This window comes from Rouxiella sp. Mn2063 (genome assembly GCF_049319665.1).
GTDB lineage: Bacteria > Pseudomonadota > Gammaproteobacteria > Enterobacterales > Enterobacteriaceae > JBMOUD01.
Genome location: NZ_JBMOUD010000025.1, coordinates 1 through 14,617 on the forward strand (window position 1 = coordinate 1; position 14,617 = coordinate 14,617).

A 14,617-nucleotide genomic window follows, 5' to 3' on the forward strand; every position below is an offset into this window, starting at 1 on the left:
TTTTCGCTACCGAAGTAGCTTGATATCGTCCTGTGAGTGCCCACACAGATTGTCTGATAAATTGTTAAAGAGCAGTGAGGTAGTCGCCGTTGCGCTATCTCGAGGTGGCGTATAATACGCTTTCCTCATTCAGTGTCAACCTTTTATTTCATTCGGTTGCCGCTGTTTTCAATCTTTCCGACCCGGTTACTTCGTGAAGTTGTTCACGTTGTTCCCTGTCGATGGAGGCGCATTATAGGGAGTTCTCAGCAGGCCGCAAGGGCTTATTTGCAGAAAAAAGATCGTTTGCTGCATTACACAGCAAAACCCGTGCTTATACCCTGTTGTGCACAAACTTATCCACAATGATAAGAGGATCTGAAATTTGACGAGCATCGCGCAATCGTTTTCGCTACAATTTCGCCGTCAGAATTTACCGCCCTTTTATCTTCATCGTGGCAGTAATAATTGAGATAACTGCTTTATGGGACGTTATCTGAGTTCAATTGGCGTTTTTCTGTGCTTCTTTTCTTCTATAGAGCCGTTCTTCTATATAGAAAGAAGCAAACAACCATTGAATTGAGATAACGATCTTTATTGCGACTCCAAAGCCAAGGGATACAATCACCATGCAACAACGTCCTATCCGCCGCGCGCTGCTTAGCGTGTCTGACAAAACCGGTATCGTAGAATTCGCTGCCGCTCTCTCCCAACGTGGAGTAGAACTTCTCTCTACCGGCGGTACTGCCCGTCTGCTGGCTGATGCAGGTTTGCCAGTAACCGAAGTCTCTGACTACACCGGTTTCCCGGAAATGATGGATGGACGTGTGAAAACGTTGCACCCAAAAGTGCACGGTGGGATTTTGGGTCGTCGTGGTAAAGATGATGAAATCATGGCGCAGCACGCTATCGCCCCTATCGATATGGTGGTTGTAAACCTTTACCCATTCGCACATACCGTCGCGCGTCCAGACTGCTCTTTAGAAGATGCGGTCGAGAACATCGATATCGGTGGCCCAACCATGGTGCGCTCAGCGGCCAAAAACCATAAAGATGTGGCTATCGTAGTTAAGAACGGTGACTTTGCCGCGCTGATTGAAGAGCTGGATGCCAACCAGGGTTCATTAACCTTGGCAACCCGTTTCAATTTGGCGATTAAAGCCTTTGAACACACCGCAGCCTACGACGGCATGATTGCCAACTACTTCGGCACCATGGTTCCGGCTTATCATGGCGATACTGAAGCGGCATCTGGCCACTTTCCACGTACACTGAATCTGAACTACATCAAAAAGCAGGATATGCGTTACGGTGAGAACAGCCACCAGCAAGCGGCCTTCTATATAGAAGAGAATGTGACTGAAGCGTCAGTCGCAACCTCGACGCAGTTACAAGGCAAAGCGCTCTCTTATAACAACATCGCAGATACCGATGCAGCACTTGAGTGTGTGAAAGAGTTCGCAGAACCGGCTTGTGTGATCGTCAAACACGCCAACCCTTGTGGCGTTGCCGTTGATAACAGCATTCTGGCCGCTTACGAGCGTGCTTACCAAACTGACCCAACCTCTGCATTTGGCGGCATCATTGCTTTCAACCGCGAATTAGATGCAGCGACGGCTAAAGCAATTATCTCTCGCCAGTTTGTTGAAGTGATCATTGCACCTTCTATTAGTGAAGAAGCGTTGGCTCTTACCTCAACTAAGCAGAATGTTCGCGTGTTGACCTGCGGACAATGGCAGGCGCGTCAAAACGGTCTGGACTTCAAGCGTGTTAACGGTGGCCTGTTAGTACAAGACCGTGACTTGGGCATGGTGAGCAAATCTGATCTGCGTGTCGTGACCACTCGCCAACCAAGTGAGAAAGAACTTTCTGACGCGTTGTTCTGCTGGAAAGTGGCTAAATTTGTTAAGTCCAACGCCATTGTCTATGCACGAGACAAAATGACCATCGGTATCGGCGCAGGGCAAATGAGCCGCGTCTATTCCGCAAAAATTGCGGGTATCAAAGCCGCTGACGAAGGTTTAGAAGTCGCAGGTTCCGTGATGGCCTCTGATGCCTTCTTCCCGTTCCGCGACGGTATTGATGCCGCTGCTGCCGTTGGCATTACTTGTGTGATCCAACCGGGTGGTTCAATTCGTGATGATGAAGTTATTGCTGCCGCAAACGAACACGGCATCGCGATGCTGTTTACCGATATGCGCCATTTCCGCCATTAATCCCTGATATATGTTTAGCGGGTAGTGAATACCCGCTTACCCGGAGCCTTAAATGAATATTTTAATTATCGGTAATGGCGGTCGTGAGCACGCCCTGGCATGGAAAGCAGCTCAATCACCGCTGGCGGATAAAGTATATGTTGCCCCAGGTAACGCAGGTACCGCGTTAGAACCTTTGTTGGAAAATGTCGATATCGCAGCAACCGATATTGCCGGTTTACTGGCTTTTGCCCAAGGTAACGATATTGGCCTGACGATTGTTGGCCCAGAAGCCCCATTAGTTATTGGCGTAGTTGATGCTTTCCGCGCTGCTGGTTTGAAGATCTTTGGTCCAACCAAAGCCGCCGCGCAATTAGAAGGATCTAAAGCATTCACTAAAGATTTCCTGGCCCGCCATGCGATCCCAAGCGCCGACTATCAAAACTTTACCGAAGTAGAACCGGCTTTGGCCTACCTGCGTAGTAAAGGTGCACCCATCGTCATTAAAGCCGATGGTCTGGCCGCCGGCAAAGGCGTGATCGTCGCCATGACGCTGCAAGAAGCCGAAGATGCGGTTAACGATATGCTGGCTGGTAACGCATTTGGTGATGCAGGTCATCGTATTGTGATCGAAGAGTTCTTAGATGGCGAAGAAGCCAGCTTTATCGTGATGGTTGACGGTGAGAATGTATTGCCGATGGCAACCAGCCAAGACCATAAACGCGTTGGCGATGCGGATACCGGCCCAAATACCGGTGGGATGGGAGCTTACTCACCGGCGCCGGTGGTCACCGATGAAATTCACCAGCGCGTGATGGACCAGGTTATCTGGCCAACGGTGCGTGGCATGGCGGCAGAAGGCAATGTTTACACTGGCTTCTTATATGCTGGGCTGATGATTTCTGCGGATGGTCAGCCAAAAGTCATTGAATTCAACTGCCGCTTTGGCGACCCGGAAACCCAGCCGATCATGCTGCGTCTGCGTTCTGATTTGGTTGAGCTTTGCCTGGCTGGTACTGAAGGCAATCTGGATGAAAAAACCTCTGAATGGGATCCGCGCCCATCATTAGGCGTTGTACTGGCAGCAGGCGGTTACCCTGGTAATTACAATAATGGTGAAGTGATTTATGGCTTACCATTGGAAGAAGCGCCAGATGGCAAAGTCTTCCACGCAGGAACCACGTTGCACAACGAGCGCGTTGTGACCAACGGCGGACGTGTTCTGTGTGTGACTGCATTAGGTAAAACCGTAGCGGCAGCACAACAACGTGCATACGATTTAGCACAAGATATTAAGTGGGAAGGAAGTTTCTGCCGCAAAGATATCGGCTATCGTGCGATTGCCCGCGAACAGCAAGATTAATCACGTTGGCGTAAGCTAAGTTTCATTCTGCAAGGCACGTTGATTAACGTGCCTTTTGCTTTTAAAGCGCGCGGCTTTTATTGCAATACTACTTCAAGTCGCTCTCTTTTGGTTCCCAGCGACAGAAGTCCTGATCGGCAGCCAATAAAATTTCATCACCCTCCGGCGCACTAAGCCAGGCGAGACTTAGCTTGTCATTGGCACGTGCGGCTCGCTTGGCTAGCCAGACTTGGGTACGGATATTGAGATTTGGCGAGGCGGACACGCCATCACAAGTAGTAATCACTCCGTGATTCCAACGTCCCTGCACGAGCTGAACATTACCGGCGCGCAGCGCACGACTCAGATTAAGCACTTTATCGGCTTGGTATTTGTAACGCTCAATATCATCAGCAGACAGTTTTACACGTGCATCGGCCAGTTGACGCTGCATAAAGCTAACCTGCCCTTCGTTATCAAAACGCAGCGTCACTCCACGGGTTGTATCCTCGCCATGAGTTTGCTTCACCAGATGCAACTGACCATCTTGATATTCGTAGCGGGTAATCAGCGTGTCGCCGCCAAAATAGGGGCTATAGACATTAATTAAGGTCATTGGATGATGTTCAGCATCATCGAGACGCCACAAGCGGTTAATACCTTCGTCAGAGACGTAACCACTCGCGGTAAAAAGCGGAGGATCTTTATGAAAACTGCAACCCACCAGCCCAAAAGCCAGCAAGCTGGCAACCAGTCTGGTGGAGATAAACAGAAGGGGCGAAAATGCCCCCTCGCTTATTCTTTTCACTGCAAGCAATTACTTAACAGCGTCTTTCAAAGCTTTACCAGAAACAAACGCAGGCACTTTAGCAGCAGCAATTTTGATTTCTTTGCCAGTCTGCGGGTTACGGCCGGTACGCTCGTTACGATGATTTACCTTGAAAGTCCCGAAACCAACTAATTGTACAGCATCACCTTCTTTCAGAGACTCGGTAATAGCAGACAGAGTAGATTCAAGAGCAACTTTGGCTTGTGCTTTAGAAAGATCAGCTTTGTCCGCAATTACATCAATCAGTTGAGTCTTGTTCATAAGTTATCCTTTACAGTGTGTTTATCGTTTGCAAAGCATCGAGTGCGACGGATATGCCGATTGACAGCACCCTCCTGCATACACGCACCGATAGCCACTTTTGTTACGCCCCCCAAATGTAGACCAGACAGGGTGCGGATGTGAAGCCTTAGGGCACGACAAATCAGGCATTAAATCACGTTTTCTTGCCTTATTGCGTTAAATTTATCCCAATGTTACTAACAGCGGCTTCACGTAGGTCAGAACGTAACCCTTTTATTAAATCAAGATCACGCTCTTCACAGTCAGCCAACAGGCGGAAAATCTCCCATTGGATGTCCCATTCTTCCTCAACTGCCGGAATGACTTTGAGCTCTTCATCGGTCATTTCTCGACCAGCATGAGTCATTTCTAACATGGCGACGGTACGAATTGAGGTTTCACTAATCGCGATAGCGTGCGAGAGCGTCTCTCCGCTGAGTCGCGAGTGAATAAGTTCACCTAATGCGATACAGGCATCAATCGCCGGGTAAACGCCGTAAATATCGTAATCTTCTGCTGAAGGAATCGCTTCCTCCATTTTCTCTAGCTGGCTGTCAAAATTGACCTTGGCGTCTTTGACCACCAATGTTTCCCACACCAGATCCAGAATGCGGCGGTAAATCTGCGGTTCGCCAAATCCAGATTGCATACAGAACATCTGATAGTTGGGATACATGCGTTCACAAAGGCTCGCCATAAACGTCAAGTGTTGCCAGCTTTCCAGCTTTTCGAGACGTAAATGAATTGGATTACGTAACATGCTTTGTTCTCATTAACTTTTCTGCGCCGGAGTTTACCTGAATTTTTTGCAGATCCCTATTCCTGGATTCCTAAAGCCTTTGCCAGCGCTGAAATGCCATTCGATTAGAAGCAACGGCGTCAGCCCAGCGGGTTGGTTCAGGTAAACGATAACTGCGCATGCATTGTCCTACCCAAAACAACGACGAGTCCATACCCATTCGGTGTCCTGGAGAAATAAACAATGGGTTACAGCGTAGCTTACTCCTGAGAAGCCAGCCAATTTGTTCATCACCTTCGTATAACGCCTGGCGATCGTTCAACGCCTCGCCCAGCGGGAGAGAGTGGCCACACAGTCGGTTTTTAGCCACGCCAATGGTGGGCACATCAATTTGCAGCCCAAAATGGCTGGCAACACCTAAGCGTCTTGGATGAGCAATACCCTGTCCGTCCACTAGCACCAGATCGGGACGTTTCTGTACTTGTTTCCAAGCCTGCATCAGCGCAGGAAGTTCACGAAAAGAGAGAAAACCAGGGATATAAGGAAATGTGGTTGGCAGGCGAGCAATTTGATATTCAATCAGCTCAAGGGAAGGGAAACGTAGTATAGCAATTGCCGCTCGCGTTACCTCTCCACCTTGTTCGAACCCAACATCAGCGCCAGCTATGTACGCCGGGCAGGAGAAGTTTTTCGGCTCTTGCAACACAATGCTGTCTGCCAGAAGTCGCTGTTCTTCACGTAATGCCCGGGTATCAATCATCCGCTGGTCTTCACTCTGCCTTAGAGGTGATAAGGTTTAGATAAACGGTGAACCGCTTCGACGAAAGCACCGGCGTGCTCTGGCGGGACATCCTGGTGGATACCGTGCCCCAGATTGAATACATGTCCATTGCCCTGGCCGTAACTCGCCAAAATATTTGCCACTTCTTCCTCAATGCGTTCAGGCGCGGCATATAGCATTGACGGGTCCATATTCCCTTGCAAGGCAACGTTGTCGCCTACACGGCGGCGAGCATCGCCGATATCGGTGGTCCAATCCAGGCCCAGCGCATCACAGCCGGTCGCAGCAATAGCTTCAAGCCATTGACCACCGCCTTTAGTGAATAACGTGACTGGTACACGACGGCCATCGTATTCACGAATCAGCCCATCGACAATTTTGTGCATGTAATTGAGCGAGAATTCGATGTAATCGCGGCCCGTTAATACACCGCCCCATGAATCGAAGATCATCAGCGACTGAGCGCCTGCTTTAATTTGAGCATTAAGATAGAGAATGACGCTATCGGCCAGCTTATCCAGCAACAGATGCAATGTGGCAGGTTCGGCATACATCATTTTTTTAATTTTGGTAAATGCTTTACTGCTACCACCTTCTACCATATACGTCGCCAGCGTCCACGGGCTGCCGGAGAAACCAATCAACGGTACCTCACCTTTCAGCTCACGGCGTATAGTACGCACCGCATTCATCACATAGCCCAATTCGACTTCTGGATCAGGAATTGGCAGCTTAGCCACATCGGCATAGCTGGTCAGGGGTGATGAGAAACGCGGGCCTTCACCGGCTTCAAAATAGAGACCTAGTCCCATCGCATCAGGAATTGTCAGAATATCTGAGAATAAGATTGCCGCATCTAGCGGGTAACGACGCAAAGGTTGCAAAGTCACTTCGCAAGCCAATTCAGCATTTTTGCACAGCGACATAAAGTCACCGGCCTGAGCGCGAGTCGCCTTGTACTCTGGCAAATAGCGGCCAGCCTGACGCATCATCCAAACTGGGGTGACATCTACCGGCTGACGTAACAGCGCACGCAGATAGCGATCGTTCTTTAACTCATTCATTCTTGGCAGGGTCCTTTATAACGACTGTCGATTTAGGCTCAGCAAATAATATCTGGCGATTGTAGCACGCTAACTCTCGATGTCTTCTTCGGCGCGGCACAGAACCACGGTATCTTCAATCAGGCGGCGAGCGATAGTACCAACGGCCGGCAATAAAGGTAACGCGTCATAACGATACCAACCGGCGTTTAATAGCTCTTTCGGATCATGGACAATCTCTCCGCTGTCGTAGTCAGCCATAAAGGCCATCATCAACGAGTTAGGGAATGGCCAAGGCTGCGAGCTTACATAACGCACATTTTTGACCCGAATATTGCTCTCTTCCATGACCTCGCGCGCCACGGTCTCTTCAAGCGTTTCACCCACTTCGGCGAAACCGGCCAATACGGTATGCACACCGCCACGATGGCGCACGTGTTGTGCAAGAAGAATCTCATTACCTTTACGGATCGCCACAATAATACAAGGCGCTATCTGCGGGTAATAACGCTCGTGACAATGGCCACAAAGCGCCGCCCATTCCGTTTTGCTAACATGCATCTCATGTCCGCAGTAGCCGCAAAATTGATGCGAGCGATAAAACTCTGCCAGTTGCACGCCACGGCCGATCAATTGGAACAACCCGCGATCTATTCCCAGTAGCTGCCTGGCAGAAGTCATGTGGTTATTCATTGGCTGGCGAACCATCCAGACAGGTGAGCCCTGCCATTCACCAATTTGTCGCCCGGTACAATTAACCAAAGAGAAGGTCTGCGCATTACCAAAAGGCAGCTCTCCTTGAGGCAACCACAACTTGCCTTCATGGCTGACAACCCACCAGCCATTATGTTGATCAGTTATTTTTAATTCCATAATGCTATTGCGTTACCTCGGCTACACTGACAATCTGGTAAGTAGGATTTACTTTAGTAACTTTTTGTTACCTACTATTACTCACGGAGTCAACCTATGCTAATACGTCTGGAAAGACTGACCCAACGCGTTGGTGGCAGTAATGAGTTTATTGATCAATGGCTACAAGCACGCAAAGAATTACTGGTCGCCTACTGCACACTGGTCGGCCTGAAACCCAAAAAAGAAAAGCATACTCCACTCAACGAAAAGGCATTGGACAACTTTTGCCATAATCTTGTGGATTACCTATCAGCCGGACACTTCCACCGCTATCAACGCCTGGTTGAAGAGGTTGGTGATGCTAATAAAGCACAAAAACTCGCCGCAGCAAAAATCTATCCCGCTCTGGAACGTAATACTGAAATGGTGATGGCTTTCCATGACAGTTACACCGATACGGACATTGATGACGATAATGCTTTTGCCTTTCACTATGCATTATCCGATATCGGCGAAGCATTGGATGCGCGTTTTGTACTTGAAGATCAGCTTATTATTCTGGCACTTGATTCAGCCCACCCTTCGCTGCCTATCGCGAATAGCGAGGCAATGATGGAGCGACCAGCATAATACTTTAGAGGAAATCCCCAGTTCGGGGTTGTGTTTTACATTCGTCCTCGTATATTGGATTAGATAAATCGGCCTCAAGTTTTGAGGCTTTTTCTTGTCGGAGTGCCTAGCGCTTAGCTCGTTATGAGTCAAGCCAGGCTGAGACCGTTAATTCGGGATCCGCGGAACCTGATCGGGTTAGTACCCGCGAAGGGAACAAGAGTAATCAACTGCGTTTCAGTCCGTTGACTCATTCAATGAGTAAACCGCCTGGCTCATCGCTTTTACTCCCGCAGTACACCTCCAGACAAGCAATTCTCCATCGAATCCTAGATTCGGTTACTTAAGAGGAAGTTGCTATGTCCAGTTCATCATCATCGTCAAAAATATCGCCAGCAGTAAAAAAAACCAGTAATCGTCGAGAACAACGCGCTCAAGCGCAAGAGTTTATCGACAGCCTGCAAGGTGTCACCTTCCCCAACTCTGTACGTCGCTACTTACAAGGTGAACACCCTAGCGTGCAGGTACCGATCCGCGAAATTCAACTCGCGCCAACCTTGGTCGGCGGTAGTAAAGACGATCCTATCTTTGAAGATAACGAAGCCATCCCGGTTTATGACACATCTGGCCCATATGGCGATCCTAACGCTGATATTGATGTGCATCGCGGCTTAGAGAAGCTTCGCGCTCCCTGGATTGAGGCTCGTCAAGACACTGAACAGTTGTCCTATGTCAGTTCAGATTTTACCCAGCAACGTTTATCTGACGAAGGTCTGGATCATTTACGTTTTGACTGTCTGCCTCGCCCGCGAAAGGCATTAGCCGGCAAAAACGTCACTCAATTACATTACGCACGCCGTGGCGTTATTACGCCAGAAATGGAATTTATCGCTATTCGGGAAAATATGGGCAGGGAACGCATCCGTAGCGATGTATTACGCCAGCAGCATCCCGGCGAAAGTTTTGGCGCCCATTTACCTGCCAACATTACCGCCGAATTTGTCCGCCAGGAGGTCGCGGCTGGACGGGCAATCATTCCAGCAAATATCAACCATCCAGAATCTGAGCCGATGATCATTGGCCGTAATTTTCTGGTCAAAGTGAATGCCAATATCGGCAACTCAGCCGTGACCTCTTCAATTGAGGAAGAGGTGGAGAAACTGGTGTGGTCAACACGCTGGGGCGCAGACACTGTGATGGATTTATCGACCGGCCGCTATATTCATGAGACCAGAGAATGGATATTGCGCAATAGCCCGGTGCCAATAGGAACGGTGCCAATTTATCAGGCGCTAGAGAAAGTTAACGGAATTGCCGAAGATCTGAACTGGGAAGTCTTCCGCGATACCTTGCTAGAACAAGCAGAACAAGGCGTTGACTACTTTACTATCCATGCAGGTGTGTTATTGCGCTATGTGCCGATGACAGCCAAGCGTCTTACAGGCATTGTGTCGCGCGGCGGCTCAATTATGGCTAAGTGGTGTCTATCCCATCATCAGGAAAGCTTCCTCTACCTGCACTTCCGGGAAATTTGTGAAATCTGCGCAGCATATGATGTTTCTCTTTCCTTAGGCGATGGTCTGCGCCCAGGCTCCATCCAGGATGCCAACGATGAAGCCCAGTTTGCCGAATTGCACACCTTAGGGGAACTAACAAAAATCGCTTGGGAATACGATGTTCAAGTCATGATTGAAGGCCCTGGCCACATTCCTATGCAGATGATCCGCCGCAATATGACGGAACAGTTAGAACATTGTCATGAAGCACCTTTCTATACGCTTGGCCCACTGACGACAGATATTGCCCCCGGTTATGATCACTTCACCTCAGGGATTGGCGCAGCCATGATCGGCTGGTTTGGTTGCGCCATGCTGTGTTACGTCACCCCGAAAGAGCACCTTGGTCTGCCAAATAAAGAGGATGTCAAACAGGGGCTTATCACTTACAAAATTGCCGCTCATGCCGCCGATCTGGCAAAAGGCCATCCCGGCGCACAAATTCGTGATAACGCCATGTCAAAAGCCCGTTTTGAATTCCGCTGGGAAGATCAATTTAATCTGGCACTCGATCCCGCCACGGCACGCGCCTATCACGATGAGACCCTGCCGCAAGAATCGGGCAAAGTCGCCCATTTCTGCTCCATGTGCGGCCCTAAATTCTGCTCAATGAAAATTACCCAAGATGTTCGTGATTATGCCGCAGCGTTAGAAGCCAAAGGACAACCTATTACCGTCGCACAATCGGGCATGGAGCAGATGTCCGCCGAATTTCGTTCTCGCGGTAGCGAGCTTTATCACCCAGCAACTCATAAGGTCACCCCATGATTCTCCCTGCGCGCCCCTTCCCAGCGACCTCTTTCAGGCTTGGTCTCTATCCCGTCGTTGATAGTCTGGAATGGATTGATCGTCTGTTGCAAGCTGGCGTCAAAACACTGCAATTGCGCATCAAAGATTTAGCAGACTCTCAGGTTGAAGAGACCATTGCTGCCGCCATTACACTCGGGCGACGTTATCAGGCACGGTTATTCATCAACGACTATTGGCAACTGGCCGTAAAACATCAGGCTTACGGCGTACATCTTGGGCAGGAAGACTTGGATAGTGCAGATTTAATCGCTATTCATGACGCCGGTTTGCGGCTAGGTCTGTCTACGCATGACGATGCGGAGCTGGCGCGCGCAATATCAGCTCAGCCCTCTTATATTGCACTGGGACATATCTTCCCGACACAAACCAAAGATATGCCTTCCGCTCCGCAAGGATTGCAGGAGCTGTCCCGTCATATTTCACAGTTAGCCGGCAGTTTCCCCACCGTTGCTATTGGCGGCATCAGTATCGATCGCGTGCCTTCGGTACTGGCCTGTGGCGTCGGCAGCGTAGCGGTGGTCAGTGCTATTACCCAAGCTGATGACTGGCGCGCTGCAACCGCAGAACTGCTTAGCCTTTGTGGTAATGGGGATGAGAGTGGTGACGGGGACGAGAGCCATGCTCAGCGATAACGAGTTTATGCGCTATAGCCGCCAGCTGTTATTGGAAGAGATTGCGCTTGAAGGGCAACAAAAGATCCAAGCGGCCAAGGTGCTGATCGTTGGTTTAGGCGGTTTGGGCTCCCCTGCCGCCCTTTATCTCGCCGCCGCTGGCGTCGGCACGCTATTACTTGCCGATGACGACAAGCTACATATTTCTAACTTACAGCGGCAGCTCCTTTATCGCACTGCGGATGTCGAACGCCCAAAAGCCGAGTTGGCAAAACAAGCGGTGCTAGCGCTCAATCCGCTATGTGAGGCGATTGCTATCGAAGAGCGACTGAGCGGGGAACGACTGCAAAATCTCGTCGCCAGCGTTAGCCTGGTATTAGATTGCAGCGATAACATGGAAACACGTCATGCCGTTAATCACGCCTGTATTAACGCGAAAATCCCTCTGATTAGCGGTAGTGCGGTCGGATTCAGCGGTCAATTATTGGTGCTTGAGCCGCCCTATTCTCAAGGCTGTTACGCCTGCTTATATCCTGACCTCCACACTGCAGAAGGCAATTGTCGCACCGCTGGCGTACTCGGCCCAGTCGTTGGCGTTATAGGGACTTTGCAGGCGTTAGAGGCAATTAAAATGCTCGCCGGTTTGCCCAGCTCACTTAGCGGCAAGCTGCGATTGTTCGACGGCAAACAACAAAGCTGGAGCACGCTACAGCTCACCCGCTCTCCAGTTTGCGCCATCTGTGGAGACGCACAATGAAGATTAGGGTCAATGATATCGACCATGACTTTCCCGGGCCGCTGACGCTCGAAAACCTGTTGGAACACCTTAACCACGCGCAGGCTGGCAGCGCATTAGCGGTCAACCAAGCCATTGTTCCGCGTCCCAACTGGGCAAACTATTTATTGCAAGATGGCGATCAAATATTGCTGTTCCAAGCCATCGCTGGAGGATGAGATGTTAACTATCGCAGACACGAACTTTACTTCCCGACTGTTTACCGGCACCGGCAAATTTGCCAGCGCCGCCTTGATGCAACAGGCGCTGGCCGCCTCTGGATCACAGTTGGTGACAATGGCAATGAAACGCGTTGATTTACAGCGAGGTGGTGACGATATTTTGTCGCCACTACAGCAACTTGGCGTGAAGCTGTTGCCCAACACCTCCGGTGCGAAAACCGCTGAAGAGGCGGTATTTGCCGCTCATTTAGCACGCGAAGCCTTGGGAACGCATTGGGTTAAGCTGGAAATCCACCCCGACGTAAAATACCTGCTGCCTGATGGATTCGAAACGTTGAAAGCCGCAGAAACCTTGGTTAAGCAAGGGTTTGTAGTGTTGCCTTATTGCGGTGCTGACCCGGTATTATGCAAACGTTTGGAAGAGGTCGGTTGCGCGGCGGTGATGCCACTTGGCTCACCGATCGGTTCGAATCAAGGCCTGCAAACTCGCGAGTTTCTACAAATTATTATCGAGCAGGCACGCGTGCCAGTGGTCGTTGATGCCGGGATAGGGGCGCCGAGTCAGGCGGCCGAAGCCTTAGAAATGGGCGCAGATGCGGTATTGGTTAATACCGCGATTGCCGTAGCCAGAGATCCAATAGCAATGGCCAACGCATTCCGTCTGGCCGTTGAAGCAGGCGCTATCGCAAGAGAGAGCGGTTTGGGCGGACGCTCTCGTCAGGCTTCGGCTTCCAGTCCACTCACCGGTTTCCTTAACCACCAGCCGGCTGGGACAATCCAATGAGTCATATCATAGCTGGTGATTGCATCGTTGATAGCAGTTTAACGGCCAACGATGGCTTTGCTAAAGAATGGGCAAAACTGGACTGGGATGACGTCTCGCTGCGTATCAACGCGAAGACGCCAGCGGATGTCGAACGGGCGCTTAGTAGCACAAAGCTCAGCCGCGATGATTTTATGGCGTTGATCTCTCCAGCTGCATTGCCTTATCTGGAAATCATGGCTCAGCGCGCGCAGCAGCTCACCCGACAACGCTTTGGTCACACCGTGAGCTTCTTTGCACCCTTATATCTATCCAATCTTTGCGCCAACGAATGTACCTATTGCGGTTTTTCAATGAGCAATAAGATCAAACGCAAGACCTTAGATGAAGATGAAATAGCGCGAGAGTGCGACGCATTAAATGCATTAGGCTTCAAACATCTGCTGTTGGTGACCGGCGAACACAAAACCAAAGTCGGGATGGACTATTTTCGCCGCCATTTACCCGCAATTCGCCAACGTTTTAGCTCATTGATGATCGAAGTCCAGCCGCTGGCCCAAGATGAATACCATGAGTTAAAAACCTTAGGGTTGGATGGCGTGCTGGTTTATCAGGAAACCTATCATGCCCCGACCTACGCGTTACACCATCTGCGCGGCAATAAACAGGATTTCTTCTGGCGCTTAAATACACCCGACAGATTAGGACGCGCCGGGATCGATAAGATCGGGCTAGGCGCGTTGTTCGGTTTATCAAATAGCTGGCGTACCGACAGTTATATGGTGGCAGAGCATCTGTTCTATTTGCAGCAGACCTATTGGCAAAGTCGCTATTCAGTGGCCTTCCCTCGCCTGCGCCCCTGCGCAGGTGGCATTGAGCCTGCCTCGATCCTCGAAGAAAATCAGTTAGTGCAGCTGATCTGTGCTTTTCGCTTGTTTGCACCGGATGTGGAACTATCACTTTCTACGCGTGAATCCCCTTATTTTCGCGATCATGTTATCCCATTGGCGATCACTACTGTCAGTGCAGGATCAAAAACCCAGCCTGGCGGCTACGCAGAAGGGAAAGCTGAGCTGGAACAGTTCGAACCACACGACAACCGATCGCCGGCGCAAGTTTCTGCCGCGCTGATTCAGGCTGGGTTACAACCGGTTTGGAAAGATTGGGATATGCATTTGGGGCGGGCACTCCCTATTTGAGAGCAGTATAAAATTCATAACAGAACAAAAACCCAGGCACGCGCTCGTTAAGGGCGCACCTGGGTTT

15 protein-coding genes and 1 riboswitch are annotated in these 14,617 nt (G+C 50.2%); of the genes, 9 read left to right on the forward strand and 6 right to left on the reverse strand.

All coding sequences use genetic code 11. The features are described 5' to 3' along the window. The first annotated feature begins 608 nt into the window (after positions 1 to 608). Positions 609 to 2,195 carry a bifunctional phosphoribosylaminoimidazolecarboxamide formyltransferase/IMP cyclohydrolase gene (gene purH / locus ACL9RG_RS21500; protein ID WP_422794703.1) on the forward strand — a complete coding sequence of 529 codons (1,587 nt, stop codon included), beginning with the start codon at positions 609 to 611 and terminating at the stop codon, positions 2,193 to 2,195. Positions 2,196 to 2,247: 52 nt separating this feature from the next. Further along, positions 2,248 to 3,537: a phosphoribosylamine--glycine ligase gene (gene purD / locus ACL9RG_RS21505; RefSeq protein ID WP_422794704.1), complete on the forward strand. Its 1,290-nt coding sequence runs from the start codon at positions 2,248 to 2,250 to the stop codon at positions 3,535 to 3,537. Positions 3,538 to 3,625: 88 nt separating this feature from the next. Here purD and ACL9RG_RS21510 read toward each other — a convergent pair whose 3' ends face one another. From ACL9RG_RS21510 to nudC, 6 genes are all read right to left on the reverse strand, one after another. Then, complete coding sequence (locus tag ACL9RG_RS21510) at positions 3,626 to 4,324, reverse strand: DUF1481 domain-containing protein (protein WP_422794705.1); 699 nt, start codon at positions 4,322 to 4,324, stop codon at positions 3,626 to 3,628. A 9-nt stretch (positions 4,325 to 4,333) separates the two neighbouring features. Further along, entirely contained in the window at positions 4,334 to 4,606 is a 273-nt protein-coding gene (hupA, locus tag ACL9RG_RS21515; RefSeq protein ID WP_422794706.1) for a nucleoid-associated protein HU-alpha, read from the reverse strand. Between the two features lie 190 nt (positions 4,607 to 4,796). Next, positions 4,797 to 5,387 (reverse strand): YjaG family protein, encoded by a 591-nt coding sequence (locus ACL9RG_RS21520; RefSeq protein ID WP_422794707.1) that lies wholly within the window; start codon positions 5,385 to 5,387, stop codon positions 4,797 to 4,799. A gap of 70 nt (positions 5,388 to 5,457) precedes the next feature. After that, entirely contained in the window at positions 5,458 to 6,126 is a 669-nt protein-coding gene (gene nfi / locus ACL9RG_RS21525) for a deoxyribonuclease V (protein ID WP_422794708.1), read from the reverse strand. Positions 6,127 to 6,146: 20 nt separating this feature from the next. Then, a complete protein-coding gene (gene hemE / locus ACL9RG_RS21530) occupies positions 6,147 to 7,211 on the reverse strand; it encodes a uroporphyrinogen decarboxylase (protein WP_422794709.1) in 1,065 nt (354 codons plus the stop codon). Between the two features lie 69 nt (positions 7,212 to 7,280). Continuing rightward, positions 7,281 to 8,063: an NAD(+) diphosphatase gene (gene nudC / locus ACL9RG_RS21535; protein ID WP_422794710.1), complete on the reverse strand. Its 783-nt coding sequence runs from the start codon at positions 8,061 to 8,063 to the stop codon at positions 7,281 to 7,283. 96 nt (positions 8,064 to 8,159) lie between these two features. Here nudC and rsd point away from each other — a divergent pair, with 96 nt between their 5' ends. From rsd to thiH, 7 genes are all read left to right on the forward strand, one after another. Then, positions 8,160 to 8,675, forward strand: coding sequence for a sigma D regulator (rsd, locus tag ACL9RG_RS21540; protein ID WP_422794711.1), 516 nt, complete (start codon positions 8,160 to 8,162; stop codon positions 8,673 to 8,675). An 88-nt stretch (positions 8,676 to 8,763) separates the two neighbouring features. Further along, positions 8,764 to 8,887: riboswitch (TPP riboswitch) on the forward strand. A gap of 126 nt (positions 8,888 to 9,013) precedes the next feature. After that, positions 9,014 to 10,978, forward strand: coding sequence for a phosphomethylpyrimidine synthase ThiC (thiC, locus tag ACL9RG_RS21545; RefSeq protein WP_422794712.1), 1,965 nt, complete (start codon positions 9,014 to 9,016; stop codon positions 10,976 to 10,978). Next, the gene (thiE, locus tag ACL9RG_RS21550) at positions 10,975 to 11,652 is read left to right on the forward strand and encodes a thiamine phosphate synthase (RefSeq protein WP_422794713.1); all 678 of its coding nucleotides are present in this window, start codon (positions 10,975 to 10,977) and stop codon (positions 11,650 to 11,652) included. The genes thiC and thiE overlap by 4 nt, the downstream gene beginning before the upstream one ends. Further along, positions 11,639 to 12,388, forward strand: a complete 750-nt coding sequence (locus ACL9RG_RS21555; RefSeq protein WP_422794714.1) for a HesA/MoeB/ThiF family protein — start codon at positions 11,639 to 11,641, stop codon at positions 12,386 to 12,388. The genes thiE and ACL9RG_RS21555 overlap by 14 nt, the downstream gene beginning before the upstream one ends. Beyond that, positions 12,385 to 12,585, forward strand: a complete 201-nt coding sequence (gene thiS, locus ACL9RG_RS21560) for a sulfur carrier protein ThiS (RefSeq protein ID WP_422794715.1) — start codon at positions 12,385 to 12,387, stop codon at positions 12,583 to 12,585. Before ACL9RG_RS21555 ends, thiS begins: the two co-directional genes overlap by 4 nt. Before the next feature lies 1 nt (position 12,586). Beyond that, complete coding sequence (locus ACL9RG_RS21565) at positions 12,587 to 13,372, forward strand: thiazole synthase (RefSeq protein ID WP_422794716.1); 786 nt, start codon at positions 12,587 to 12,589, stop codon at positions 13,370 to 13,372. Beyond that, positions 13,369 to 14,550, forward strand: coding sequence for a 2-iminoacetate synthase ThiH (thiH, locus tag ACL9RG_RS21570; RefSeq protein WP_422794717.1), 1,182 nt, complete (start codon positions 13,369 to 13,371; stop codon positions 14,548 to 14,550). The genes ACL9RG_RS21565 and thiH overlap by 4 nt, the downstream gene beginning before the upstream one ends. Positions 14,551 to 14,617: the final 67 nt, after the last annotated feature.